Source organism: Streptomyces sp. ASQP_92, assembly GCF_025399895.1.
Lineage (GTDB): Bacteria > Actinomycetota > Actinomycetes > Streptomycetales > Streptomycetaceae > Streptomyces.
Window position 1 is genome coordinate 131,402 of the sequence record NZ_JAODUA010000014.1, and the last position, 24,612, is coordinate 156,013.

23 protein-coding genes and 1 pseudogene are annotated in these 24,612 nt (G+C 71.0%); 9 read left to right on the forward strand and 15 right to left on the reverse strand.

Annotated features, from left to right (window positions below):
• Positions 1–4 precede the first annotated feature (4 nt).
• Both N4G70_RS26185 and N4G70_RS26190 read left to right on the forward strand, forming a co-directional pair.
• A complete protein-coding gene (locus N4G70_RS26185) occupies positions 5–1,246 on the forward strand; it encodes a glycosyltransferase (protein ID WP_261715170.1) in 1,242 nt (413 codons plus the stop codon).
• Between the two features lie 286 nt (positions 1,247–1,532).
• Entirely contained in the window at positions 1,533–2,660 is a 1,128-nt protein-coding gene (locus tag N4G70_RS26190; RefSeq protein ID WP_261715171.1) for a pentapeptide repeat-containing protein, read from the forward strand.
• 425 nt (positions 2,661–3,085) lie between these two features.
• Here the strand turns inward: N4G70_RS26190 and N4G70_RS26195 are convergent, their stop codons facing one another.
• From N4G70_RS26195 to N4G70_RS26210, 4 genes are all read right to left on the reverse strand, one after another.
• The gene (locus N4G70_RS26195; protein ID WP_261715172.1) at positions 3,086–3,295 is read right to left on the reverse strand and encodes a DUF397 domain-containing protein; all 210 of its coding nucleotides are present in this window, start codon (positions 3,293–3,295) and stop codon (positions 3,086–3,088) included.
• 342 nt (positions 3,296–3,637) lie between these two features.
• Positions 3,638–3,862, reverse strand: coding sequence for a hypothetical protein (locus N4G70_RS26200; RefSeq protein ID WP_261715257.1), 225 nt, complete (start codon positions 3,860–3,862; stop codon positions 3,638–3,640).
• Positions 3,863–4,168: 306 nt separating this feature from the next.
• Positions 4,169–5,338, reverse strand: coding sequence for a helix-turn-helix domain-containing protein (locus N4G70_RS26205; RefSeq protein WP_261715173.1), 1,170 nt, complete (start codon positions 5,336–5,338; stop codon positions 4,169–4,171).
• A 107-nt stretch (positions 5,339–5,445) separates the two neighbouring features.
• Positions 5,446–5,865: a hypothetical protein gene (locus N4G70_RS26210; RefSeq protein ID WP_261715174.1), complete on the reverse strand. Its 420-nt coding sequence runs from the start codon at positions 5,863–5,865 to the stop codon at positions 5,446–5,448.
• A gap of 169 nt (positions 5,866–6,034) precedes the next feature.
• On the opposite strand from N4G70_RS26210, the gene N4G70_RS26215 reads away from it, so the two are divergent.
• A complete protein-coding gene (locus N4G70_RS26215; RefSeq protein ID WP_261715252.1) occupies positions 6,035–7,333 on the forward strand; it encodes a phosphatase PAP2 family protein in 1,299 nt (432 codons plus the stop codon).
• Between the two features lie 89 nt (positions 7,334–7,422).
• Here the strand turns inward: N4G70_RS26215 and N4G70_RS26220 are convergent, their stop codons facing one another.
• The 5 genes and pseudogenes from N4G70_RS26220 to N4G70_RS26240 form a co-directional block, all read right to left on the reverse strand.
• Positions 7,423–8,340 (reverse strand): RNA polymerase sigma-70 factor, encoded by a 918-nt coding sequence (locus N4G70_RS26220; protein WP_261715175.1) that lies wholly within the window; start codon positions 8,338–8,340, stop codon positions 7,423–7,425.
• Complete coding sequence (locus tag N4G70_RS26225) at positions 8,337–9,530, reverse strand: NAD(P)/FAD-dependent oxidoreductase (RefSeq protein ID WP_261715176.1); 1,194 nt, start codon at positions 9,528–9,530, stop codon at positions 8,337–8,339. The genes N4G70_RS26220 and N4G70_RS26225 overlap by 4 nt, the downstream gene beginning before the upstream one ends.
• A 143-nt stretch (positions 9,531–9,673) precedes the next feature.
• Positions 9,674–9,775 (reverse strand): annotated as a pseudogene (locus N4G70_RS26230) (N-acetyltransferase); the annotation flags it as partial.
• Between the two features lie 71 nt (positions 9,776–9,846).
• Positions 9,847–10,221, reverse strand: a complete 375-nt coding sequence (locus tag N4G70_RS26235; protein WP_261715177.1) for a VOC family protein — start codon at positions 10,219–10,221, stop codon at positions 9,847–9,849.
• 164 nt (positions 10,222–10,385) lie between these two features.
• Complete coding sequence (locus N4G70_RS26240) at positions 10,386–11,432, reverse strand: helix-turn-helix transcriptional regulator (RefSeq protein ID WP_261715178.1); 1,047 nt, start codon at positions 11,430–11,432, stop codon at positions 10,386–10,388.
• A gap of 190 nt (positions 11,433–11,622) precedes the next feature.
• Here N4G70_RS26240 and N4G70_RS26245 point away from each other — a divergent pair, with 190 nt between their 5' ends.
• Positions 11,623–12,051: a hypothetical protein gene (locus tag N4G70_RS26245; RefSeq protein WP_261715179.1), complete on the forward strand. Its 429-nt coding sequence runs from the start codon at positions 11,623–11,625 to the stop codon at positions 12,049–12,051.
• Positions 12,052–12,366: 315 nt separating this feature from the next.
• Here the strand turns inward: N4G70_RS26245 and N4G70_RS26250 are convergent, their stop codons facing one another.
• Both N4G70_RS26250 and N4G70_RS26255 read right to left on the reverse strand, forming a co-directional pair.
• Positions 12,367–12,591 carry a hypothetical protein gene (locus N4G70_RS26250; RefSeq protein WP_261715180.1) on the reverse strand — a complete coding sequence of 75 codons (225 nt, stop codon included), beginning with the start codon at positions 12,589–12,591 and terminating at the stop codon, positions 12,367–12,369.
• Positions 12,592–13,364: 773 nt separating this feature from the next.
• Positions 13,365–14,711 (reverse strand): DUF6777 domain-containing protein, encoded by a 1,347-nt coding sequence (locus N4G70_RS26255; protein ID WP_261715181.1) that lies wholly within the window; start codon positions 14,709–14,711, stop codon positions 13,365–13,367.
• Between the two features lie 293 nt (positions 14,712–15,004).
• On the opposite strand from N4G70_RS26255, the gene N4G70_RS26260 reads away from it, so the two are divergent.
• Positions 15,005–16,312 (forward strand): streptophobe family protein, encoded by a 1,308-nt coding sequence (locus N4G70_RS26260; protein ID WP_261715182.1) that lies wholly within the window; start codon positions 15,005–15,007, stop codon positions 16,310–16,312.
• A gap of 114 nt (positions 16,313–16,426) precedes the next feature.
• Here the strand turns inward: N4G70_RS26260 and N4G70_RS26265 are convergent, their stop codons facing one another.
• The 4 genes from N4G70_RS26265 to N4G70_RS26280 all read right to left on the reverse strand — a co-directional run bounded on the left by N4G70_RS26265 (position 16,427) and on the right by N4G70_RS26280 (position 21,535).
• A complete protein-coding gene (locus tag N4G70_RS26265; RefSeq protein ID WP_261715183.1) occupies positions 16,427–17,443 on the reverse strand; it encodes a serine/threonine-protein kinase in 1,017 nt (338 codons plus the stop codon).
• A complete protein-coding gene (locus tag N4G70_RS37055; RefSeq protein WP_315904294.1) occupies positions 17,443–18,378 on the reverse strand; it encodes a hypothetical protein in 936 nt (311 codons plus the stop codon). The genes N4G70_RS26265 and N4G70_RS37055 overlap by 1 nt, the downstream gene beginning before the upstream one ends.
• A gap of 11 nt (positions 18,379–18,389) precedes the next feature.
• Positions 18,390–20,753 carry an FHA domain-containing protein gene (locus tag N4G70_RS26275; protein ID WP_261715184.1) on the reverse strand — a complete coding sequence of 788 codons (2,364 nt, stop codon included), beginning with the start codon at positions 20,751–20,753 and terminating at the stop codon, positions 18,390–18,392.
• 305 nt (positions 20,754–21,058) lie between these two features.
• Positions 21,059–21,535 carry a VOC family protein gene (locus N4G70_RS26280; RefSeq protein WP_261715185.1) on the reverse strand — a complete coding sequence of 159 codons (477 nt, stop codon included), beginning with the start codon at positions 21,533–21,535 and terminating at the stop codon, positions 21,059–21,061.
• Positions 21,536–22,385: 850 nt separating this feature from the next.
• Here N4G70_RS26280 and N4G70_RS26285 point away from each other — a divergent pair.
• The 4 genes from N4G70_RS26285 (at position 22,386) to N4G70_RS26300 (ending at position 24,368) form a co-directional block, all read left to right on the forward strand.
• Complete coding sequence (locus tag N4G70_RS26285; RefSeq protein ID WP_261715186.1) at positions 22,386–22,553, forward strand: hydrophobic protein; 168 nt, start codon at positions 22,386–22,388, stop codon at positions 22,551–22,553.
• A gap of 225 nt (positions 22,554–22,778) precedes the next feature.
• The gene (locus N4G70_RS26290) at positions 22,779–23,393 is read left to right on the forward strand and encodes a hypothetical protein (RefSeq protein WP_261715187.1); all 615 of its coding nucleotides are present in this window, start codon (positions 22,779–22,781) and stop codon (positions 23,391–23,393) included.
• Positions 23,390–23,827: a hypothetical protein gene (locus N4G70_RS26295; RefSeq protein WP_261715188.1), complete on the forward strand. Its 438-nt coding sequence runs from the start codon at positions 23,390–23,392 to the stop codon at positions 23,825–23,827. Before N4G70_RS26290 ends, N4G70_RS26295 begins: the two co-directional genes overlap by 4 nt.
• A gap of 172 nt (positions 23,828–23,999) precedes the next feature.
• Entirely contained in the window at positions 24,000–24,368 is a 369-nt protein-coding gene (locus tag N4G70_RS26300) for an ANTAR domain-containing protein (RefSeq protein WP_261715189.1), read from the forward strand.
• The last annotated feature ends 244 nt before the right edge of the window (positions 24,369–24,612 follow it).

Sequence of the window (24,612 nt, forward strand, 5' to 3'; positions counted from 1 at the left end):
GACGATGCGTGTACTGATCGTGACGGCGGGAAGCTGGGGCGACGTCGCCCCGTACACCGGTCTTGGAGTGCGGCTGCGGGCCGCGGGGCATGAGGTCGCGCTCGCCACCCACGAGCGGTTCCGGCAGGCGGTGAGCGCGCACGGGCTGGGGTTCCGGCCGCTGCCGGTGGACCCGCGTCAGGAGCTGGCCTCCGCGTCGGGCCAGGGCCTCGCCAGGGCGGTCAGCCCGCCGGTGGCGATGGCCCGGGTGGCGCGCATGGCCAGGGCGTTCATGCCGGCGCTTGCCGCGGGCGTGGCCGACGCCGTGCGCCAGGGCGCCGACGTCCTGCTGAGCTCCACGCTCACCGACCCCATGTGCGCCGTGCTGGGCGAGGCACTGGGCGTGGCGAACCTCGGTGCCTATGTGCAGCCGATCGAGCCCACCGCGGCCTTCCCGCCGGTGGTCGTCGGAGCCCGGTCGTTCGGCGCGTACGGCAACCGCATGGGCGCCCGGGCTCTGGCCGTCACCACCGAGCGGATCTTCGGCCCGGCGATGGGCGGGCTGCGGCGTGAACTCGGCCTGCCCGCACGGAAGTTGAGCGGGCCTCTGAGTCTGCCGCGCGGGCGTGCCGTCCTGCACGGCTTCAGCCCGTACGTGGTGCCGCGCCCGGCTGACTGGCCCGATGGTCACCGGGTCTGCGGCTACTGGTGGCCCGAGACGCCGCCCGGCTGGCGGCCCGACCCCCGGCTCGTGGACTTCCTGGCGGCGGGTCCGCCCCCGGTCCTCGCCGGGTTCGGAAGCTTCGTCGAAGAGGACGCGGAACGGCTGAGCGCCCTGCTCGCCGACGCCCTGCGCCGCGCGAAGGTCCGCGGGATCGTGCAGGCCGGCTGGAGCGGTCTGCGGGTGGAGAGCGACGACGTCATCACGGTTCAGGAGGTGCCGCACGCCTGGCTGTTCCCGAAGACCGCCGCGGTCGTCCACCACGCGGGCGCCGGCACCACCGCGGCCGCCCTCCGCGCCGGCGTCCCCGCGGTGCCCGTCCCCGTCCAGCTGGACCAGCACTTCTGGGCCGGCCGCGTCCATGCCCTGGGGATGGCGACCCGCCCCCTGCGCTACCAGCGCCTGACCGCACCCCGCCTGGCCGACGCCATGACCGCGGCCGTCCACTCCCCGAACCTGCGCGCGAGGGCTCGCCGCGCGGCCCGGGACCTGGCCCGCGATGACGGCGCAGGCCAGGTCCTGGAGGCGCTGGAACGCCTAGCCTGAACCGGGCCGCGCGTCTGCCCGGCATCCGGTCGCGCAGCGCTGGAGGTGCTCCAGCACCGAGCAGCCGAGGGGCGCGGGGAACTGCGCGACCAGCCGTCCACGGCCCGCGGACGACGTGGTCCGCCGGAGGCCTTCGGGAAGCCCCGATGCTCGTAAGTAGGGGTTCTGGGATATGGGCTGGTCAGGGCGCGCGAAAGCCCTTACCAGCCATTCAGCCGGGTGGTCCGCATGCTGATGTTTCGCTCAAAAGCTATCGGCCACTGCGGGTTTGGCGCTGTTATGAACCATGAGTATCCGTACTTGGCGCCGTCGCGCGCTGGTGCTGACGTTGATAGCCGTCGGCGGCTTACTGTTGGTTGCCTCGGACGTCTTTTGGTGGGGCGGATCGGTACGGCGGGCACTTGTACCGATGGCGCGGCCGGGTTGGGCCGCCCTCACACCGGAGGTCAAGGCTTCGACTGAGGCACAGTTTCGGTTGGCGATCATCCAGGCTTCCGCGGCCGTGGGCGCGGTGTTCGTACTGAACTTAACGGCCCGCACCTATCGCTTGACCCGCCGAGGGCAGGAGACAGACCGGTTCGTCAAAGCCCTTGAACGTCTCGGTTCTAACGAGCGTTACGTGCGGATCGGCGGTGTTCTGGCCATGGATCAAATCGTTGAAGATGCCCCGGGGCAGGCCACCCACGCGGCCCAGGTCCTAAACGCCTTCATCCGTGACCGTGCCCCTCGCCAGCCCGAGTCGGAGCCCATCACTCGTCAGCGTGTGACCGCAGCGCGCCGCGCGGCGCTCCATCACGCCACTTCACGAGTGGAACCCAAACTGGCGCTTCCCCAGGAGCCTGACGCCGATGTGCAACGGGCTCTCACTATGCTCACTCGCCCTTCCATGCGCAGCCATGTTGCCCCAACCGAAGTCATTGACCTTGTCAGCTTGCACCTCGCGGGCGCCCAGCTCAATTGGGCGAGCCTCACCCGCGCCCAACTCGATGGGGCGAACCTCACCAGAGCCCGAATCGTCGGGGCGAACCTCACCAGCGCCCGACTCAATGGGGCGAACCTCACTGGCGCCCAACTCGATGGGGCGAACCTCACCAGCGCCTGGCTCGATGGGGCGATCCTCACCGGCGCCTTCCTCGGTGCGGCGAACCTCACTGGCGCCCAACTCGATGGGGCGAACCTCACCGGCGCCCAACTCGATGGGGCGATCCTCACCGGCGCCCGACTCAATGGGGCGAATCTCACCAGCGCCCGACTCAATGGGGCGGACCTGCGATCAGCGGATCAGTTGACCATTTCGCAAGTGGTGTCTGCGTGGCCGACCAAGACGACTCAACTACCGCCCGACATTGCTGCGGATCCGCGTGTTACCGCACGGATCGAAGAACTCGAAGTTGCTGACTGGCAGGCCCTTTGACCGTCGCCCCCGGCAGGGGCAGCAGGAAGCCCCTGCCGGCACTCTGGCCGAACGGGGCTGGCTCTTGTCTGATCTAGGTCTATCCGCAGAACGACGACTTAACGGCAGTCACGATGCGCGCGGCCTGGTCGTCGGTGAGGCTCGGCACCGTACCGTCCTCAAAGCAGCTCCGAACGTTCAGGCCCCCGCCCGTCGGCCAGTTGAGAACGGCAGACGGACGGGCCTCCGGGTGCCGGTCAATGCTTCCGGATCCTGTAGGGAAGCTGCGTGGCTCGGCCCTTCCAGGGTTCTGGCCCCGGGCACGGCGGGGGCTGCGGGGGTGCGATCGGCTCGCCACACAGCAGACAGAATGCCCACCCCGTTTCCGGGTCCGTCTCGCACGCGACGCGACAGTGCGGGCATTCCGGCATGGTCGACCTCTCAGGTCATGCGGTGATGTCGTACTCCCCCGCCTTCACGGCGCGGGTGAACAACTCCCAGGACTCGACCGTCATCGTAACGACGGTGTCCGGCTCGGCGCTGTCGCGGAACACCACCACGCCAGGCACGTTCGTTGCCACCTCGGGACAGTTGTTCTCTGTACGTGGGCGGCACGCGGTCATGCCGACGAACTCGAATGCAGGGTGTTCGGTCATGGTCCCTGTCCCTTCGCTGTACGTACGGGGAATCGGTCCCCGCGCCGTCTTGCAAGCCGCTCCTGCCGGGACTGTTGTGAGCCGTGGGGGACGACTCATCGGGCGACACCCGACAGGGGCGGAATTCGTGGGGTGGATTCACCACCGAATGGGTTCGTGCACGCCTCCCGCACAGCCGGGGCAGGGCACACGGCGGGTGTGGTGGCACGTCGTGCAGCCGTTGGAGCCGCAGCAGTCCGGGCACCAGATGCGGTCCCACCCAGCACATGTCCCGCAGTAGCTCGTGGGATGCTCTGCGCGCTGGCCGACCCCTGCGGTTGGGGCCGTCGTTGAGCCACGCACTCAGATGCCCCAGTGGCTGCGGGCGTTCTGCTCGCCGACGGCACAGCGCAATGCGTCCGACAAAGGAGCCGGGGTCAAACAGTCCGGGTCGGCATCCCATTCCTTGCCGCCGTTGAGGGGACGGACCTGAACGTAGGGCCCGACGTGCCCCATCACACGGCCGGTCTTCTTCGACTTGGAGTCATAGACCGTCTGTCCCCATTCCGGGACGTACACGGCGCTCACGGCAGCCGCCACAGCAGTCCGGCCTCAACCGCCCGGAGCAGGCCCGCAGTCGGCTCGGCGAAAGTGCGGGGCCACCACTCCGGTGCGAGTCTCCAGTAGTCACCCGCTTCTACGCGCGCGGCCAACTCCGCTACGCCGTGGTCGGAGCCTGACGACCTCAAAGGCGGAGTTGCCTCTGTGTACCTGCTCACCATGCCGTCTCGCCGTCCTTTCGTCATCCGCGTGATGACGAAGTTAGGGAGTGGGAGGCAGCGCGTCTGTGGCACTTCGAGTACTCGTCAAAGCGAAGTACCCCAAGTGATCGACTTACAGCGGGAGGCCCACCGCGTCGGCCATGGAGCGCATTTCTGTGGTCAGCGTCCGGCGACTCTTGATCAGCTTAGTGAGAATGTCACGGGCATACCGCTGGTTCGGTAGCCATTCCGGACTATCTTCCCTGATCTGTTCGAGCTTTCCAAATGCGTCGGCGTACTGACCCGTCTTGGCATAGGCGTCTGCAACATCGAGGAAGTGTCGATTTCGGTTATTGCTCGTAGACCTGAGGCCTGCCATGGGAATACGTTCCGCAAGCCTGAGTACGAGGTCCGGCCGGTCTGTCACGGCTGCATTTTCGGCGGCTTTGAGCTTGACCGTGGTCGGGCCGAAGCGGCGTAGGAAGTCGTTTCCTGGGGTGTACTCGCGCCCCAGGGCTACCGCTGCCGCAGAAGCCAGCTTGATGGCGTCATCAGCCTCTCCGGGCTGCCCGTTGCGGATGGCGGCGGCTGAGAGGCGAAGCAACATCCAGCCCCATGTGCTCAGTTCTTCCGGAGTCGCGCGGGAGATACGGGGTTCTGTCTCGTCCGCCCAGCGAACGGAAAGGTCGTGCGCCTTGCCCAGTTGCCCCTGCCTCAAAAGCAACCAGAGCAGAGTATTGATGGTGGCTGCGTTCTCCATACGGTCGGCGGATTCACTCAGGGCCCGTTCCAAGGCGGTCTCTGCGGCGGAGAACTGCCGGGTCTGCACCATGAGCCAGCCGGCGAGTTGCAACAGCCTCACGCGCACGGTCCGCCCATCCGGCCCCAGTGCATCGGCATCGCGAAGCAACGGGGGCAGGAGAACCGAGAGGTCCGCGAGCTGGTCTCCCGTGAACAACGGCATGGCATCGTCCAGTGACGCGCGCACCCCGGCGACTGTCGGTGGGCCATCATCGAGACCAGGGGCCAGCAGCGGTCGCTCCAAGGCGTCCCTTACGCCTGCCCAACGGTCTGTTGTTGCCGGGTCTGTCTCCTCGATGCCGGGGGCGCCTGCAAGCCTCATCGTCGGAACCCTTAGAGCCACGGCGAGTTTGCGCAACGTCTCCAGCCGGGCGCCGTCCCTATCAGCTTGCTCAAGTTTCCGAATGGTGGAGAGAGACACTCCCGATGCGTCGGCCAACTCCCGCTGAGTCAAGCCCCGCCGCTTCCGCACGGTCTTGACGTTCTGCCCCGCGCTGCTCATAGCACGAGACTACGCCGCCGAAACCTACCTACGGCGGTGACGCAGAAAGCCCCGCACCCGCCGCCCCTCTGCAAGGGATGACGAGCGCGGGGGCTCAGTGGTGCGGGTCAGCTGGCGAGGACGTTGGTCAGCCGCGCGGCGGCCTTGCCGCCGAACAGGGCGAGGCCGCAATAGAAGTCGATCCGGGTGCGGTAGACGGGCTTGTCGTGGGCCTCACCGGGGTCGGCGGTCTGCACACCGCCGTTGGTCAGGCCGGTCACTCCGGCATCGGCGCGGGTCGCCCTCGGCACGGAGGGGTGCGCGCCCTCAGCGGGGGCGCTCCGGGTACGGGAGGCCTCACGGGCCCGAAGAACCTCGCGGGCATGCGGCCGGCCGTGTCCCCCGACGGGCGGTCCGGTCAGGGGCGACGGCGTCCACGCCCCGTCCCGGCCCGGCTTCCCGGCCCGTATCCCCGGGCCGAGGGATGCCCGGACGACCGCCCGCACCGGCGCGATGGCATGATCGAGCTTCCGACGAACAACCCGCATCACCCCTCCTCGACCGGAACAGAACGCTGTGCCACGTGAAGGGTGAGCCGCTCCATGGCGTCTAACACATCGGCCGAACACCTTGATACCTACAGATCCGCGGTCACATCCGCGCATATCGCGAATAAGCCGCACCCTCAAGTCCGTCCCGTGGCGCCGGCCCCGGGTGATCCTGTGGGCGACGGCGGGCGCGGCGGCCCTCGGGTTCCTGATCGCCCTGGAGATCGTCGCGCGCCACTACGGCGGCGTACCGGGGCCGATCACCCTCCAGGCGCGTGAGCTGATCCTCCCACCCAAGCCGGGTCCGCTGTACGGCGGCCTGGCCCTGATGATGGTGGTCCTGACCTGGCGGCAGCGGTTCATCGCCGCCGGAGCCGCGATCGGCATCGACGCCGTCTTCGTACTGGCGCGGTGGGTACTGCACGTCAATGTGCCCGAGGGGCATTTCTTCGGCAATGGGGCGCTGTGGGCCATGCTGGGCTGTGCGGTCCTCGCGATCACGCGGCGCACCGGCCAGGAACGCGCCCTGCTCCTGAAGGGCGTTGGCCTCGGACTGCTTCTGGTGACCGGCCGCAAGATCGGTGACGCCTGGCTGCTCATCACGTCGAAGACCCGCCCGACCGTGCTCGACCCGTATGTGGCGCTCGCCGACCACGCGTTGGGCAACCCGTCGTGGGCGGCGGGACGGGCGCTGGAGGCGATCGGCCCGTTCGGCACCCAGGTGCTCGCCTCGGTCTACGCGCAGCTCGCGGTGGCGGCGATCGTCGTGGCCCTGTACCAGCTCCGCGACGTGGCGTCCGAACGCCGCTTCCCGCGCCACCATCTGGTGCGGACGTTCCTGGTGATCGGCCTCCTCGGTCCCGCCGTCTACATGATCTTCCCCGTGGTCGGACCGGTCTTCGCGTACGGTCCCGGCGCGTCCGGCACCGGCGGCGTCCAGTGGGCCGTGGCCAACCTGTGGCCGCACACGCCCCCGCCGATCGCCGCCCCGCACGCGGCGCCGTACGACGGGATCACCCCGCGCAACTGCATGCCGAGCCTGCACACGGCCTGGGCCACCGCGATCTTCATCCACTCCCGCAAGGGCCCGCGCGTCCTGCGCTACGCGGGCACGTTCTGGCTGGTCGCCACGCTCAGCGCGACCTTGGGCTTCGGCTACCACTACGGCGTCGACCTCGTCGCCGGCGTGGTGTTCGCGCTCACCGTCGAGGCTGCCTTGCGCACGATCGACCGGGGCTGGGACCGTTCGGGAGTCCGCCTGGTCGGCCACGGCACCGCGGTGTTCACCGCGCTCCTGCTCTGCTACGCCTTCCTCCCGATGCGGATGGCGACCCACCCGTGGCTGTTCGGGCCCCTCGTCCTGCTGGCGATGGCATCCGTGATCCACGGCTACGTACGGACCACCAGGGCCTGGGACCCGAAGCCCGTTCCCGTGCTGAGACCGGAGCCCCGGCCCGAGCCGGCGTGAGATGGGCACCCCGGGGGCGGATGGCCGCCCCTGGGGCGCAGGGTCCGGGCGCTTCCGGACCCTGCGCACGTCGCCAACTGCCGCCCGCCTCAGGCGAGTTCATGCCGAGTGCCGTCGGTCACGGCCTGGAGCTTGTCGGGGTTGGCCACATTGTGGATGGCCGAGATGCGGCCCTCGGCGTCGAAGTCGAAGGTCATCGTGGCGATCACCCGGTCCGGGCCCCGGAAGACCAGCCCCGGGCCGCCGTTGATCGAGGTGAGCTCCGCCCGCATCTGCCCGGGTTCGATGCCCTGATAGGTCGTACTGCCGAGCGCGGCGAACCAGCGCGCCACGGTCTCCAGGCCGATGACCGGCTTGAGGGCCTGGCGGACCTTGCCACCTCCATCGGTCCACAGCGTCACATCCGGCGAGAGCAGTTCCATGAGGGTGTTGATGTCCCCGCCCGTCGCCGCCGCGAAGAACCGCTCGGCGACGTCGTGTTGGCGGGTACGGTCCGTGGCGAACCGGGGCCTGCGGGCCTGGACGTGTTCGCGGGCGCGGTGGGCGGCCTGCCGCACGGCCGCCTCCGAGCGCTCCACCGCCTCCGCGATCTCCCCGTAACTGAACGCGAAGACCTCCTTCAGGACGAAGACCGCACGCTCCAGGGGGCTCAGCGTCTCCAGGACGACCAGGAGGGCCATGGAGACCGAGTCCGCCGCGACCACGCCGTCGGCCGTGTCCGGGCCGGTGAGGATCGGCTCGGGCAGCCAGGGCCCGACATAGGTCTCGCGCTGGTGCCGGGTCGAACGCAGCAGCTCCATCGCCAAGTTGGAGACGATACGGGTCAAGTAGGACTTGGGGTCGGCCACTTGGGAGCGGTCGGCCGCCGACCACTTGAGCCAGGCGTCCTGGACCACGTCCTCGGCGTCGGCCGCGGTGCCGAGGATGCGGTAGGCGACGGAGAAGAGCAGGGTGCGGTACTGCTGGAACGCGAGCTGGTCGGCGTCGGCCTGCCGCGGCTGGGTCACTTGGCACTCCGGGTACGGGTGTAGCGGCCGCCGTGCGGCCAGAAGGCGCCCGAGGCGGGCATCTTCTTCATACGGGCAAAGGTCGGCCACGGCGCGGCGCTGACCGTCTCCTTGTACTTGGCGGCACGCTTGCCGGTCAGCACGATCCGGCGCGGGCTGTCGTCGGGGCGGGTGAACTGTACGACGCCGTCGTTGCGGCCCAGGCTGACGGGGGTGTGGTAGTAGCCGAAGCGGAACGGCTTGGGCTCCTTGCCCGCCAGCACCCGCAGGATCGAGAGGGCCGCGTGCACGCCGGTGGGCATGCCGCCCTGGCAGGTTCCGTGCATCACTCCGTACCCCTGCCGGATCGCGGCCGCGTCACCCACGGCGTAGACGTCCGGATGGGAGACCGAGCGCAACGCGCCGTCGGTGACCACCCGGCCGCGCTCGTCGACGGTCAGACCCGCGGCGGCGGCCAGCGGCGAGACCCGGGTGCCGCTCGTCCACAGCACCGCGGCGGCCTCGATGCCGGTCCCGTCCGCGAGCTCGACGCTGTCCGGCAGCACCTTGGTCACCTCGACGCCCCCGCGCACCTCCACGCCGAGCCGGGCGAGCGCCGCGTCCATGTAGGCCTTGGCCTTGGGATGCATGCCCACGCCCGGCTCCTGCCGCCCCAGCAGCACCACGTGGAGCTCGGGGTGCCGCTCGGCGATCTCCGCGGCGGCCTCGACGCCGGTGAGGCCGCTGCCGCCGACCACGACCGTGCCGGTGTCGAGCCGGGCCAGCCGGTCGGCGAGGACGGCGGCGTCCTCGGGGCTGTTGAAGGTGTACGCGTGGTCGTCCACTCCGGGGACGGCCGTGGTGTCCGCGATGCTGCCCAGGCCGTAGACCAGGGTGTCGTAGCGCAGGACCCGGTCGTCGTCGATCCGGACGGTCTTCGCCGCCGCGTCCACGGCGGTGACCCAGCCGCGTACGAACTCGGCCCCGGTGCCGTCGAGCATCTCCGCGATGTTCATCTCGGCCGTCTCCTGGCCGGTGGCGGTCATGTGCAGCCGGAGCCGCTCGGTGAAGGTGTCGTACGGGTTGACCAGCGTGACCCGCAGGTTCCCGCGCTTCTTGGTGCGGACCGCGAGCTGGATCGCCGCTCCGAGCCCGGCGTAACCGGCGCCCAGGACCAGAACCTCGTGCGGCTGTGCCTTTGTCGTGTTCATCGCTCCGCTGCCTCTTTCGTTTCGGTCGTTCCCGCCGTGCGGACGACCACCAGACGCAAGCTGCCCTGCCATTCGTGACATGGGGCAGCCGTGACACGCGTCACACGACGAAAGAGGGAGCGGGGCCCCGCCCCGGGCGAGGGGCCGAGCACCACCTCGGCCCGGAACGCGCCGGTCACCCGGGCCGAGGAGTGCGGTACGCCCTCGCGTACGAAGCCGTTGCGCCAGGCGGAGCGCGGCATCGCGGCGGCGGTGCCCACCACGAGCCGCGAATCCAACCGAAGAGAAAGGGAGGGGGAGTCGGCCGACGCGGGACTCAGTGGACGCAGAGGCAGAAGGGGTGGCCGGCCGGGTCCGCGTAGACCCGCCAGTTGGAGCCCGGGCGAACCTCGTCGGTACGCTCCAACAGCGTCGCGCCGAGGGCGAGCGCCCGCTTCTCCTCCGCGTCGAGATCGTCCACGTCGAAGTCCAGATGGAGCTGCTGCGGCCGCTCCTGACCGGGCCACTGCGGCGGCTGGTAACCCTCAACCCGCTGGCAGGCCAAGGTCGTTCCCTCGAATCCGCTGACCTCGACCCAGTCGGAGTCATCGGGGTCCGCGGTGGCCCGGCCGCCGAGGAGTTCCGCGTAGAACGCGGCGAGCCGTACCGGATCGGCACAGTCCAGCGCGACCGCCTGCAACTTTCGAATCACGTGAGACACACCCTTCGCTCGTGGGCCGCTTCCGCGACACCCTGCGTACGGCAGTGGACGTACCCACCCCCCGCACGCCCATGCGCGGGCGCCTCACGCGCCACTGGCGCCGACACGCACCGACACGCACCGACTACGAGAACGGCCGCCCCGGAGCCCGCCGTTCAGGAGAGTCCGGCGACGAGTTCGTCGCGGCCGCTCACGCCCGTCTTGCGGTAGATGGCCTTGAAGTGGTCATTGGCCGTGTGCGCGGACAGGCCGAGGCGGCGGGCGATCTGCTTGACCGGCAGTCCTTCGAGGGCCTGCTCGATGACGGCCCGCTCCCTGGGAGTGATCCCGTACCAGGCAGCGACCGCCGGCAGGAGCAGCGGGGCCGAAGCACCCTGGATGGTGACGACCACCTCTCCCTCCCCCGCTCCCGCGCCCGAGAGCCCCTGGGCATGCAGCACGACCCACCCCTGAGGCATCGGGATCCGGGTGACGGCGGGGCCGTTGGACGGGCGGGCGAGATGGGTCATGTTCAACTGCGTCCCGACGAAGGTGGGTTCGTCGTCTGCCGGAGACGGGGAAGACAGCCCCAGCTCGCGCAACCACTCCTGTCCGGACGGGGTCATCGACCTGATCCTGTCATCGGCGCCGATCACCACGACGGCCGGTGGAAGGGGTGTGCGGCCGGACGGCCGCAGAGCCTTGCCGCCGACGAATCGCATCAGCGCGGCGGCGAGCGGCCTCGCCAGCCGGGCCGCGTGATCCGCGTCGGCGGTCGAGAAGGGCCTGCTGCCGTGTTCCCGCAGCAGGATCAGCATCCCCCGCATCACACCCGAGGCCATCAGCGCGAGCCGCATCTCGCTGACGATGCCCGCGCCGGCCATGACGTCGTGCACCCGCGCGCTGTGCCGGAACTCCGGCTGATCCGCGCCGAGAACACCGACGGGGCACGGCCCGGCGGCCAGACGGGCGAACGGGTGCGGATGGGCGTCGAGAGCCGCGTCGGTCCTGAGCCGGTGCGCGACGCCGGAGCGGTAGCCGCGCACACCGGTGTGGAAGCAACCCGCTCCGCTGGCCGGATCCAGACCCACCAGCAGATAGCCGTCGTGCGGGATGACCCGGGCCACCTGATGGGAGATCTCAGTGCCCAGATCCGTCACGCTCACGGCATCGGCCGCTCGGCCCAGGACGGTACGGCAGATCGGATCCAACCTCGCGGTCACGCCCCGAAGGTAGCCGAATGCAACCCCCTAAATCCCGGGATATCCGCAGCCCGTCCACCGGATCACTATCGGTGGTGTCCACACCGGGTCCCGGCCACCGGGACGAACACCAGCGGTGGGGAGCACTGGATCCGCTCCGCGCGACCGGATCCGCAGTGCAGCGACCAGGCACCATCGAAGGGAATCAGCTATGCGCACCAAGCTCGCTACCGCCGGTCTCGCCATCCTTCTGGGCATGGGCGGTCTGGCCCTGGCTCCGGCCGCCGCCGCCACCACCACCGCGATCGCGACGCCCCGGGCGGCCCACGCCACCGCGCCCGCGTTCAACGCGAGCGGCACCTGGCAGCTCGTTCAGAGCAACTCCACGACGGCGACGCTCAATGTGACCCAGGACGGCAGCGGCACGCTCTTCGGGACCGCTTCCTACTCCGACGCCGTCGGCACCATCGAGAACGGTTCGGTGGACGGGTCCAACATCTCGTTCACCATCGGCTGGTCGAACGGCCTGAGGGGCCGCTATGTCGGCTCCCTGGGCTTCGACCGCCGTCTGTCCGGCACGACATTCGACCTGACCCACCCGACCAGCCAGGCGACCTGGTTCACCCCGCGCACCTTCTAGCGCCGAACCCCAAGGGGCCGAACGGCCCAGCGTCGCGGGGCCACCGGGGAGCCTGAGTGCCTGAGTGCCTGAGCCCCGGGGTGCCCGCACGAGCGGCAGGGCGCGTGCCGCCATGAGGCGGGACGCGCCCTGCGTACGCATGCGGCGTACGCGAACCCGGTGCTCGCACTCCGGGCTCGAACGAGGTGCTCGTACCCCGTGCCCGCTCCCGGTGCGCGAACTCTTTGTTCGTACTCCGCGCTCGTACCGTGCTAGTGCTCCGTGCTCGTACTCCGTGCTCGTTCCGGCTCCGAGGAGCTGGGCCGAGGGGAGACCCTAGTAGCCGCCGTGCCCGGGCATCAGGCCCTGCCACTGCGAGTGCTTGCAGCCGTTGCCCCAGGCGGCGTGGCCGCCGTCCGCCGCGGCGAACTGGCCGCAGGCGCCGCTGCCGCCGCCGGAGTGGTGGTTGTCGTACCCGTCGTGGGCCAGCGCGGTGCCGGTGCTGCCGAGGATCGCTGCGACGGCGAGGGCGCCGGCGGCCAGGGTGGTGCGCATACGCATGATGGCTCCTGTTCGAGCGGTTGGGTAAGGAACAGGGTGATCAGTCCCCGGCAGCCGCCCGCGGCAAAACCCGTGTCACCCGACCGCCACCACGAGCGGCCCAAACACGTCACCCCTGAACCGGCCGACCCAGGCAAGCCCCGGACGCCGTCCCTGGGCCCGCTTCCCTCCGCGCCGGCGAAGATCCGGGGCCTTGCGAGCCGGCCTCGGCAGGGCGGCCGCCGACCGTCGGTCCAGCGCGATCCCCCAAGGGCAAGGGCAAGCCGGCCGAGCCCGGCGCCCCCGATACGCCGCAGAACCGGCCCGCCCCCACAGTTGGGTGCCCAGGCATCAGCCGTGCGCGGTACACCGACGAGCGTCCGGCGACTTCGAGGTCACAGACCAAGCCGTCCCGCACCCTGCCGACCTCGACGTGGTCGTTGAGCAGGCCGCCCGCCAGGGCGCGGTCTCGCACCACCATCCCGAGGCGGTCACCGGAGGGGTGGCGGTCGCCGTGGCAAGGACTCCTACCGCCATGAGTTCAGGCGCCGCCAGCGGGTGCCTGCGCATCCGAGGGCGAGGAAGGCTTCGTGGACGCCGTCGCGGATCTCCCAGCGGATCCGCAGGCGGCGCAACCGGCGTAGGTGGGTGAACTCCCGCCTGTCCTGCTCAGGGCCGAGGCCGAGGAGCAACGCGCGCACCTGCCGGACGGGTTGAGGGACATGGCCGGCGTTGTGGAGGCGACGGGTCAGGGCCTGGAGAGGGCGCGTCTGTCCGCGCCTCCAAGGTCTGGGTCATGAACCCCCGTCCGCCTGTGAGGAGGAGGGGGGTGGCGCGGGTTCGGACGTCGCGGGGGACTGCTGCGTGGCCGAGGAGGGGGGCTGGGTGGCGGGCGAGGACGGGGGGTGCGAGGAGGGAGAGGAGGGCGGGGCCGACGGCGGGACGGACACGGGTGTGCAGGGCTTCGCCGAGGACGGGCCGGCGGAGAGCGAGACGCAGGGCGACGGGCTGGACGGCGAGGACGACTCGTCGGCGGACGGCGGGACGGACGAGGGTGAGGAAGGCGAGGAAGGGGGCGTGGAGGGCGGCGTGGAGGGGGCGGTCACCGGCGGGTTCGTCTTGGTGTCGCCGGTGCCCGTGTCGCCCTTGTGCCGTTCGAACCAGGCACCGCCGTCCGGGTCGTAGACGACGAATTTGTTCACCACCTGCACGGCGGGCGACACGACCACGACGTTGGAGGGCTGGTACCCGGGCCACGCCTCACCCGTCCGCTTCGGCGTGCCCTTCTGCGCGACGGGCGGCAGCAGCGGGTTGCCGCAGGCGCAGCGCACCCGCGGCACGCCCCGGTCGTCGACCAGTACCGCGGTACCGGCCTGGAGTACGGCCTGGTAGCTGGTGGGGGCGCCGTCGCGGTAGCCGTGGTTGGTCACCCGGGTGTCCAGCCGCAGCCGCACGGGCGTGAGCGCACGCAGATAGCCGGGCACGCCGGACGGCTCGATGCCGAGGACGGAGGCGAACGCCTTGTTCCTGGCCGGGTCCTTCTGGAGCGCGCCGACCTGTTTCTCCACGTCGCAGCTACCGACCTTCCGCGTTCCGCCGTACAGGCCGGGTGCGGAGCCGTCGACCCCTCGCGTCACATTGGCCGAGGCCGACGAGCTCGGCAGCGCCACCGGGGAAGCCGGAGTGGCGTCGCCCCGGGCCGTCGACCCGGTGAACGGGTCGGGCCCCGACTTGGCCGCGGGCTGGAGGAGGACCTCGCCGCCCGCCTCGGACGAGCCGCCCGACGAGCCGCCGGAGCGAGTGAGGACGACGGTCGCCACCACGGCCGCCACCACGACGGCGGCGATCGCCGCGACGCGGGGCGCGGACTTCCACCAGGGCCGGGACGGCCCGGGGCTCGCACCGGCGCCCGCGTTCGGCTCATCGGGTCCGCCGCCGTGCCCACCGCCGCCCGTACCGCTCGGCGGGCCTCCGCCCGGCGGCCCCGACGGACGCTCGGCCCCCGGAGGCGGCGTCGAGTCCGCGCGGGTCGCGCCCGCCTGGGTGTCGCCCGGCCCGGACGGGCTCGGCTGCGAAGGACCCGAGAGCGGGCCCGAAGGCGGTCCTGTGGGGCGTCCTGACGACGGCGGCTCGACGCTCACGAACACTCTCTCCCTGCGTGGGGGGGAACTGGCTTACGGGGAACCCGAGTTGAGGGGCCCGGTGCGAGCGGACCCCGGTGCAGGCGGCCCGTGGCTGGGAGCCCCCGGTGTAAGAGGCCCGGTGTAAGAGGGCCAGGTCCCGGTGCGATCGGGTCCGGCCCGGGAGCCCCGCGGTGTACGTTTCATCCCTTTACGCGCCCATTGTGTGCACCGGCTCCCGGGAGCCCGCAAGCCGACGACGCGGTCGGCCCTCCCGACGGGCGGGCCGGTCCGGCGCTGCTTAGCGTGACAACGTGAGCGAGCAGACACCGCCGCGGCGGACAGCGGCGCAACGCGCGGAGCAGGGCCGACGGGCACCCCACGGCTGGCCCCACGCCCTGGTGGCCGTGGTCTCCTCCGGGGTGGCCATGGCCGTCGTCGCCGGACTCGGCCTGTGGGCGGCGGGCGCAGCCGACCTGCCCGGCGGGGCGTTCCCGAGTGTCGTGGCGGCCGTGGTCGTGATGGCGGTCGGCGGTTCCGTAACGCTCTCCGGTGACGCCGGAGTGATCGCGGAGACGAACGCCGGGCTTTCCGTGCTCCCGCTCTCCGTCAGCCTCCTCGGGGCTCTGGCGATCGCCGCCGGGTTCCTCCGCCCGCTGCGGCACCGGGCCGTCGCCGACGTGAAGGAACTCGCCGGCTGGGCCGCCCGGATCGCGGTGCTCTGGCTCCTGCTCCTCATCGGCCTCGGCCTGCTGGCCCGGCACCGCTTCGCGATCGCGCTCGGGGACGGGCCCGCCGCCGACATCGGCGATGCCCTGGACTCCTCGCCGAAGGTCGGGTTCGAGACCGACGTACCGCTGACCCTTCTCTTCGGACTGCTGTGGCTGGCGGGCGTCCTCGTCGTGGTCCTGCTCGTCTCGCGCGGGGCGCCGCTCCCCGGCCGCCTGCTGCGCTTCCAGGAGTCGGTACGCCCCGCGGCCTTCGCGATGGTGGTCCTGCTGCTGTCGTACGTCGTCCTGGGGTTCGTCATCGGCCTCGTCGTGGTGGCGACGCGGGGGCATGCCGCCGCGACGCTCGCGGTACTGCTGCTCGGGCTGCCCAACCTTGTCTGGCTCGCCTTCACCCTCGGTCTCGGCGCGTCCTGGGAGGGGCGGGTGGACGGGCCGTTCGGGCTGCCCATGCCGCAGGTCCTCGATGCCGTACTGCGTACGCCGACCGATACCACGCTCAGTCTGCACACGCTGGCCGAGCGCGATGGCCGGGTGTGGTGGCTGCTGGTCGTGGCGGCCGTGATGGTGCTGGGCGCCGCGTTCCTGATGGCGGCCCGGTCCCCGGCGCGGGTACGGGTCTGGCAGCACGCCGTACACATGGCGGTGGCGCTGACGCTCGCCGTGCTCGCCGTCTGCCTACTCGCCGGCCTGTCCGCCCACTACGGCCTCTCGCTCCTCGGCATCGGGGACCTCGGCGGTGGTCTCTCCGGCCTGGTGGAGCTGCGGCCCGTCCTGTGGCGAGCGCTGCTCCTGGCCTTGGCCTGGGGTCTGGTCTCCGGGTTCCTCGGCGGACTGTTCGCGCGGCGGGTCCACCGGCGCGGCGAGGTGGCGGCAGACCCCGCCCGGGCCTGAGCTCGCGCCCGGGCCAGAGTCGGGTGCGGGTCGGAGGCGGGTGCGGGTCGGAGGCGGGTGCGGGTCGGAGGCGAGTGCGGGTCGGAGCCAGTGCCGGTCAGAGCCGGGTGCCGGTCAGCCGGACAGGCCCCGGAAGACCGGGCGGGCCCAGCGGGGCGGCTCGGGCGGCGCGCCGGGGTCCGTCGGCACTCCCACGACATGGCGGTCCACCCGCGTCGGAGGGTGGCCCGGCGCGGTGCCTCCCGCGGCCGCGGCCCGTAGCGCGGCGGCGAATTCGAGGCATGAGCCGTACCGGTCCTCGGGCCTCTTGGCCAGTGCCCGCGCGAGGACCTCGTCAAGGGCAGCGGCGACACCCGGCCTCTTCTCCGTCAGGCGGGGCGGCTCGTCGTACTGGTGGGCCCAGAGGAGGGCGATGTCGTCGTCGCGCTGGAACGGCGGCCCGCCCGCCAGGGTCTCGTACACGACACAGGCGAGGCTGTAGACATCGCACCGGCCGTCCACCGGGCGGCCGGATATCTGCTCCGGAGCCACGTAGTCGAGGGTCCCGACGAACTGGCCCACGGTGGTGAACCCGGTCAGCGAGAGCGACTTCTTGGTGAGGCCGAAGTCCGTGAGGTAGGCGTGCTCCGGGTGGTCGCTGTCCGTGCCCTTGGCCACGAGGATGTTGCCGGGCTTGACGTCGCGGTGGACCAGACCGTGGTCGTGCGCCGCGTCGAGCGCGGACGCGACCTGCGTGGCGATGCGGAGGGCGGTTTGAACGGAGAGCGGGCCCGCGTGGTCGAGCAGGTGGCGCAGATCGCGCCCGGGGACGTACCGCATGGCGATGTAGAGCACCCCGTCCGTCTCCCCCGCCTCGAAGACGGGCACGATGTGCGGGTGCTCGATCGCGGCGGCCACGCGTGACTCGTGGGTGAAGCGCTGCCGGAAGGTGTCGTTGCGGGCGAGTTCGGGGGCGAGCAGCTTGAGGGCGACGGTCCGGTCCAGACGCAGGTCCTTGGCGCGGTAGACGACGGCCATGCCGCCCCGGCCGATCTCGCCCTCGACCCGGTACCCCGCGATCTGCTGCCCGATCAGCTCGGAGGGCCGCCCGGAGTGCGGGCTCGGGCCGGACTCCCCCAGTACGCGTGCCATCAGTGGTCACCGGGTCGGCGCGGTGACGGATCTGGATCGGGCGTCTCGGGCGTCTCAGGGATCTCGAGTGCCTCGCGTGTCTCGGGTGCCGCGTGTGTCCCCGGTGCCGTGTGTGTCTCTGGTGCCGCCCGTGTCTCTGGTGCCTCACCTGTCTTGGGTGCCTCAGCTGTCTCGCGTATCTCGGGCCGGGCGGCCGCGCCCGCAGCCGCAGCCGGCACAACAGCGGTGCGCTCCTCATCGGGCGAAGGGATCCCCGACTCGACCACACGCGTCGGTTCCGGCGCGACCGACCCCGCCCCGCCACCGGCCCCCGCAACCCCGACACCCTCTCCACCACCGGCCCCCGCAACCCCGACACCCTCTCCACCACCGGCCCCCGCAATCCCGACACTCTCCCCGCCAGCGGCCCCCGCAACCCCGTCACCCTCCCCGCCACCTCGCCCCTCGGCACTCGGCCCCTCCCCCGCCGCGTACGTACTCAGCCGCGCCCCGTCGCAGTACACCCACCGCTCGTGTTCGGCGTCGTACAGCCATGTCGATTCGCCGTCCACGACCAGACCGACCCGGAGTCCGCGCGTCCGGCGCCGGAAGGTTTCCCCGTCGACGCTTCCGCCCGCCAGGTCCTCCGCCGCACGCCGGTAGCCGGCGACCGCGTCCTCGGTCCTTGCCAGGAGTGGGCGCGGGTCGGCCGTGCGGGTCAGGGGGCCGCTCGCGCCCGGGGGATCCCGCGGCACCGCGACCAGGAGCCGGCCGTCGACCCAAGCCGACCAGCCGTTGGCGCAGACGATGCGGCCCCAGTCGCCGAGCCGGTCGACCAGTTGCACGGGCAGCAGCGCGTCCAGCGGCGTCGTCGGGCGCTCCACGTCCGGCGCCTCCCAGGCGGGCAGCCCGTCTCGGGGGACGACATGGGTGGGGCGGAAGTCCGCGGGGGTCATCGCCGGCGCTCCTACTTCCGCATGACGGCGGGTTCGTGGCGGCGCAGCAGCCTCGCGACCGCGTATCCGAAGACGACCGAGAGGGCGACCAGCATGCCCATGTTGAGCAGCCAGACACCGGCGGAGTGCCCGAACAGCGGGTCGGTGGTCAGATCCCCCGGGACGATTCTGCCGAGCCCGATGGTTCCCGCCATCGCGCCCAGCGCCCAGCGCGACGGCACGAGCCAGGCGAGCTGCTCGACGCCGGGCACCCCGTTCAGCTTGAGAAGTGCGCCGCAGAACACCACTTGGACGATGGCGAGGAGCACGAGCAGCGGCATCGTGACCTCCTCCTTGCGCACAAGCGCCGATACGAGGAGCCCCAGCATCATGGCGGTGAACGCCAGCACGGCGACCGCCAAGGTGACCTCGACCAGGGGTGGCAGCAACACGCCTTTGCCGCCAGGTGCGTTGAGGTCGACGCCGAGCAGGGCGACCAGGGTCAGGACGACGGCTTGCAGCACGGTGATCGTTCCCAGGACGACGACCTTGGACATCAGGTACGCCGATCTGGAGAGCCCGACGGCCCGTTCTCGCCGGTAGATGACGCGTTCCTTGACCAGCTCGCGGACGGCGTTGGCGGCACCGGTCAGGACTCCGCCCACGCAGAGGATGAGCAGGGCGTTCAGCGCCGTCTCCTGCGTCAGCCTGCTCCCCGCGAGGGCGCGCGCCATGGCTCCCATCACGAACGGCAGAGCGATCATGATCGCGAGGAACGTCCGGTCCGCGCCGAGCGCGGCCGCGTACCGCCTTACCAGCGTGCGGAGTTGGGACCCCCAGCTCTGCGGCTTCGGCGGCGGAGCGAAGGATGTGGGGGCGGTGGCCTGCGCGAGGGGCCCGGGGAAGGGCTGCGCGGAGGAGCCGGCGATGTACTGCCGGTGCAACGGCGATTCCCGGTACTCCCGGGCCCAGTCCCGCTCACGGTCCGCTTCGAAGGCCTCGAACGCCTCCGGCCACTGGGTGAAGCCGAAGAACGGGAGCGCGTCCTGCGGCGGTCCGTAGTAGGCGATTTTGCCGCCTGCGGCGAGCACAAGGAGCCGGTCGCACACATCCAGACTGAGCACACTGTGCGTGACGACGATGACCGTGCGGCCGTCGTCGGCGAGGCCGCGCAGCATGTGCATCACCGAGCGGTCCATGCCGGGGTCGAGCCCGGACGTCGGTTCGTCGAGGAAGAGCAGCGACGGTTTGGTGAGCAGTTCCAGTGCGACGCTCACGCGCTTGCGCTGGCCCCCGGAGAGGCTGTGGATGGGCTGGTCGACGCGTTGTTCCAGGCCGAGTTCGCGGATGACCTCGTCGACCCTGGCTCGGCGTTCCGCCTTCTCGGTGTCCTGGGGGAAGCGGAGCTCGGCGGCGTACCCGAGGGCGCGGCGCACGGTGAGCTGGGCGTGCAGGATGTCGTCCTGCGGTACGAGACCGATGCGCTGGCGGAGCTCCGCGTAGTCGCGGTAGAGGTCGCGGCCGTCGTAGAAGACGGTGCCGCCGTCGGCGGGGCGCAGCCCGGTGAGGGCGTTGAGCAGTGTGGACTTCCCCGCGCCGCTGGGCCCTACGACGGCAAGCAGGCATTTCTCGCCCACCGGGAAGGAGACCTGGTCGAGGAGGGTCTTGCGGCCCCGGTCCACGGTGACCGTCAGGCCCTGGACGTCGAGCGACACCTCGCCCGTGTCGACGTACTCCTGCAACTCGTCGCCCACGAGGCAGTACGCGTGGTGGCCGACGCCGATGATGTCCCCCGGCGCGACCGGGGCGCGGGCCACGGGCTGGCCGTTGAGGTAGGTGCCGTTGTGGCTGCCGACGTCGACGATCTCGTACGTGCCGTCGGCGAGGACCCTCAGTTCGGCGTGGCGGCGGGAGACGACCAGGTCGTCGATGACCACGTCATTGTCGTCGGCGCGGCCGATACGGACGGTACGGGCGGGCAACGGGCGCACCGTGGTCGGCTGCCGGAAGGTGCCCGTGGCCGACGGCATGCTGACGGAGGAAGGGCGTTCGGCGGCGACCGGAGCGGGAGGAGCGCGGCCGACGAGCACCGCACGGGGGCCGTCCGTGACATTGCCGAAGCGGATGACGCTGCCCGGCCCGATGTCCCCCTCCTGGATGCGCCGCCCGTCGGCGTAGGTGCCGTTGGTGCTGTGCTCGTCCTCGATGGTCCAGTGGTCGAGCTCGGCATGGAGGACGGCGTGGTGCCAGGAGACACGGGCGTCGTCGAGCACGATGTCGCTCGAAGGGTCGCGCCCCACGTGATACTCCCGGCTCGGACTCATCACCGTGGAGCCGGAATCCGTCTCCAGAACGAGTTCGGGCGCGGTCGCCGCGCTGGGCCGCCACTCTCCCATGACTCGAATTCTACCCATTCAACCCCTTTCGCGCCTGGTCGGAGCCGACCCCGCCGCCCGCCCGGGCATGGGCCCCGCGCCTCGCCACCGCGGGTAGCCGCACACGTACGAGATCCGGTGCCGCGACCCAGGAGTCGGCCGACGCACCGAGTCCGGCTTCAGCAGCGAACCGCGTGCGTCGGAGGTGCGGCACACGAACGGTGCGGACCCGGCCCGGCCCGCATGACACGGCGGACCGCCTGGGCAGCCTCATGTTCCGCTGCGGCACCCGCCCGGACTGCGGGCCTCCTGGCGCGGCGCCCGGATCACCAGGCGTAGATCCGGGAGGTGATGTGGGTACGTGTGGTTTCGTTGGGTTCGGGGTGTGTGATCACCACGGGGACGTCGCTGGGGTCACGGCCTTCCGCCCAGGTGAAGCCGTCGCCGATCTGCGTGCCGATGTAGGCGTCGCGTTCCTTGAGCACCTGTTCGCAGCGGTGCAGCGCCGAGATGCTCGGCGCGGTCCAGATCAGACACTGGACACCGATGCCGCCGGGCGCTCGTGGCGCTCGTTCGCCGAGGGCCCGCAGGTAGAGCTCGGAGCCACCGTCGCTGACCAGGAGGGCCGCCTCGCGTGTGCCCACACAAGCCTGAAGGTTCAGGAGGTCTCGGTAGAACCTGACCGATTCGCCGAGGTCCGACACGTACAGCACCGCGGAGGCCAACCGCATCCCCGCCGCCGGTAGTGCCGTGTCGTGCGCTTCCGCGCCTGCCGGCAGTCGCGCTTTCGTCCTGATGTTCATTCTGGTCTCCTCGCATGGGATTCTGAGTCCGGTTTCCGCGCCTCGCCAGGCTGTGTGACCCGCGTTCCCGCGGGCCGTAAGCGTCATGGGACCGGCGTCGGTGCGCATTTGGTGACCTCGGAGGCGCGCACCCCCGGCGCTCGACCGTGCCCGATATGCCTGATACTCCGTCATGTTCCGTTCCGGGGCGCCGACTTGGGGGCACTCATCGTGTCGCTCGATGCGAGACCCGCCCGGGGCTCCCCCTCCGAGGTGCGAGGGGGACGGCAAGGGGCCGGTCACCGGATCCGTCAGGAGAGCTGATGTCGGAGGGGACCGGGATGAGCACGCGAGTAACGGATCCACCGCGTCATGGTCGGGCCTCCGTGCCGGAAAGGACGTTCCTGGATTCCGCGGGGTCCGGGCGAGCGGGAGAGCCGAAGCCTTGCCCTGAATGGTGGGCCGGCATGCCCTGCGCCGTGTCCGGCAGTCAACTCCCGTGCGGGTCTCCTGTCAACGTCCAGGATGCGCGCATGAGTTGGGGACGTGAGGGCGGCCGTACTGGTCCTGGCGGCGGCGCCGGAAACACGAGATCGGAGCCACCCTCCCATGCGTCGTGCTGTCGCCGCGTGCTGCCGGACGGCAAGGAGACCGGCCTTTCCCCGTCGCTCCACCACTCCTTCGAGCCCTTCCTGCCGCACCGGGCGTGATGGGCGCGTCGAGCCGTTGACAACGGTCGCGGGCAGCCGTTGACTGACGGGTGGGCAAGGGCCACGGCGCTCCGGGACTTCCGGGGCGCGCCCTCCGCCACCTCGCTTCGCCAGGACCCCGCGGAACGCAGAACGCACTCCCGCGAACCGGAGGTCCGGCCATGCTTCTCTGGATCGTTCTGATCGTGCTGGTCCTGACATTGTTCGGGTTCGGCTTCTCCCTGCATCTCTTGTGGTACGCCGCGGCAGTGCTGCTGGTCCTGTGGGCCGTCGGCTTCTTCATGCGCGGTCGCATGGGCTCGGGCCGCTCTGCGGGCAGCCACCGGTAGCCACCACCTGTCCGCCCGACCAGGGCTGGACCGCGCACGGGAGGCTGCTGCCCTCACGGCCTGGGCACCTGCTACGCGCGTCCCCGCGCCCGCCCTGGATGAGGTGAGCCGGTCCCTGCCTCCCCTCCGTGACGAGGACCGCACGCCGGGTCCGGCCGACGGGAGGCAGGCGCGACCGGAGACGAACCATGGCACGTTCCCATCCACGCATCGGAAAGGCACCCCATGTTGATGTTCGTGCTGGTGGTGGCCGCTGTGGTCATCGTGATCGTGGCAGCCGTCCTCGTCATCGGCTTCGGGCAGCGCCGCGGGCGGAGGCTGAAGAAGCGCTTCGGCCCCGAATACGAGCATGTCGTCCTGCGGCACAAGGGCGACACCAACGCGGCCGAGGCAGAACTCGGCGACCGTGTGAGGCGGCATGGAGCCCTCAAGGAACGGTCGCTGTCTGCTGAGGCCCGCGAGGGTTACGCCGCCCAATGGGTCGACATCCAGGCGCAGTTCATCGACTCGCCGTCCACGGCCGTCGCCGACGCCGACGCTCTGTTGTCACGGCTGGCCGAGGACCGGGGCTTCCCGCCAGGCAGCCACTACGACGACCAGGTGGCCGCCCTCTCCGTCCACCACAGTGATCACGTCCGTGGTTACCGGGACCTGCACACCACGGCTCGAAGCCAAGGCACCACCCAGGAGATGCGCGAGGCCATGATCCGGGCTCGCGGCCTGTTCATCGCGATGACCGCCGAGCAACCCGCTCCCTCACGCCGTCCCCACCTCGATCACCGCGACCCGCAGCACCGGGGCCCCGGACGCCATCATCGGAAGGGAAGCACCACCTCATGACCCACGACACCGAACGCACACGGCAGCCCGCCGCATCCCTCCCGGACCCCCCGGATCAGCCCACCCCGGGACCTCAGAACCCCGCTTCCACCCCCGCTTCCACCACGGACCCGCGCACACCGTTCACCGACTCCGACGGCCTGCCCCGCACCGCAGGCTTCGAACCACAGCTCCTCCCGGCCAGTGAGCGGGAGAAGCTGTCCGTCCGTCTCCAACAGGCCGTGAACAACTTCATCGACAGCCCTCGCCACGCGGTGGAGGAGGCCGACGGCACCTTCGACGACGTCGTCGCCCGCCTGAACGGTGCGCTCGGAGAACGCCAACGTGCCCTCCGCGCGAACTGGCAGAGCCAGGACACCCAGGCCGGGACGGAGGACCTGCGCGTCGCGCTACAGGAGTACCGCGAGATCACAGACCGACTGCTCCAGATGTAAGAAGTGCCGACGTGTCTCCACCAGCCCCAGGTGTTCTCCCTCAGGGTTTCTGTGAGCACGTCCCCCATGGCGGGACTTGAGGCCCGGCGAGACAGCCTGTCCGGGTCGTACGACCACGCCGGCGTGGGGCATCGGCACCCCGACAGCTACGGATCCAGGTGAGGTGGGTTGCATGTATCGGACGGTCACCACGCGCGAGGAGCGTCAGGAGTGGTGGAGACTGACGGTCGAGACGTCAGGACGAGACACCTCCACGGACCGTCGACTGGCCGAACTCCGGGCGCGCAATGACAAGTTACGACGCGCGGCCGCGGCGCGCATGGTGATCGAGCGGGCGCTCGGCATGGTGACCGTCCTGGTGCCCTGCACCGGACAGCGGGCTCGCACCCTGTTGCTGGACGTCGCGCAGAACTGTGACATGAGCCTACGAGCGGTGGCCGCAGCCCTGGTGGCCGGCGCGGAAGGCGAGGAACTCCCGGACGGAATACGGCACGAGATGGGCCGCGCTCTGCGCCGGCTCCACGTCCCGCAGCACCCCTGAACAGCCACGACACGGCCGGGTTCGTCCTGCCGTAGGAGGGCGCACCGCCCGTGAGGGACGGCATGCCCGCGTGCTGGGTCAAACCCCGGGCCCTCCGTCACGGGCGGACGACGTTCCAGCCATCGACGCAGGCGCTCACCGCGACGGGAAGGCGAGTGCTCTCAGAGCCGGGTGCGGGGCGCCTGGCCCGGGCCGCCGCCCCGCGGGCCACGAAGGCGGCGACGACGTACCCGGGAGTTGCAAG

Bases quoted from the DNA above. Each gene is read 5' to 3' on its own strand.
- N4G70_RS26185 (WP_261715170.1), top strand. From the start codon at position 5: ATGCGTGTACTGATCGTGACGGCGGGAAGCTGGGGCGACGTCGCCCCG.
- N4G70_RS26190 (WP_261715171.1), top strand. From the start codon at position 1,533: ATGAGTATCCGTACTTGGCGCCGTCGCGCGCTGGTGCTGACGTTGATA.
- N4G70_RS26195 (WP_261715172.1), bottom strand. From the start codon at position 3,295: ATGACCGAACACCCTGCATTCGAGTTCGTCGGCATGACCGCGTGCCGC.
- N4G70_RS26205 (WP_261715173.1), bottom strand. From the start codon at position 5,338: ATGAGCAGCGCGGGGCAGAACGTCAAGACCGTGCGGAAGCGGCGGGGC.
- N4G70_RS26210 (WP_261715174.1), bottom strand. From the start codon at position 5,865: ATGCGGGTTGTTCGTCGGAAGCTCGATCATGCCATCGCGCCGGTGCGG.
- N4G70_RS26225 (WP_261715176.1), bottom strand. From the start codon at position 9,530: ATGAACACGACAAAGGCACAGCCGCACGAGGTTCTGGTCCTGGGCGCC.
- N4G70_RS26245 (WP_261715179.1), top strand. From the start codon at position 11,623: ATGCGCACCAAGCTCGCTACCGCCGGTCTCGCCATCCTTCTGGGCATG.
- N4G70_RS26250 (WP_261715180.1), bottom strand. From the start codon at position 12,591: ATGCGTATGCGCACCACCCTGGCCGCCGGCGCCCTCGCCGTCGCAGCG.
- N4G70_RS26265 (WP_261715183.1), bottom strand. From the start codon at position 17,443: ATGGCACGCGTACTGGGGGAGTCCGGCCCGAGCCCGCACTCCGGGCGG.
- N4G70_RS37055 (WP_315904294.1), bottom strand. From the start codon at position 18,378: ATGACCCCCGCGGACTTCCGCCCCACCCATGTCGTCCCCCGAGACGGG.
- N4G70_RS26275 (WP_261715184.1), bottom strand. From the start codon at position 20,753: ATGGGAGAGTGGCGGCCCAGCGCGGCGACCGCGCCCGAACTCGTTCTG.
- N4G70_RS26280 (WP_261715185.1), bottom strand. From the start codon at position 21,535: ATGAACATCAGGACGAAAGCGCGACTGCCGGCAGGCGCGGAAGCGCAC.
- N4G70_RS26285 (WP_261715186.1), top strand. From the start codon at position 22,386: ATGCTTCTCTGGATCGTTCTGATCGTGCTGGTCCTGACATTGTTCGGG.
- N4G70_RS26290 (WP_261715187.1), top strand. From the start codon at position 22,779: ATGTTGATGTTCGTGCTGGTGGTGGCCGCTGTGGTCATCGTGATCGTG.
- N4G70_RS26295 (WP_261715188.1), top strand. From the start codon at position 23,390: ATGACCCACGACACCGAACGCACACGGCAGCCCGCCGCATCCCTCCCG.
- N4G70_RS26300 (WP_261715189.1), top strand. From the start codon at position 24,000: ATGTATCGGACGGTCACCACGCGCGAGGAGCGTCAGGAGTGGTGGAGA.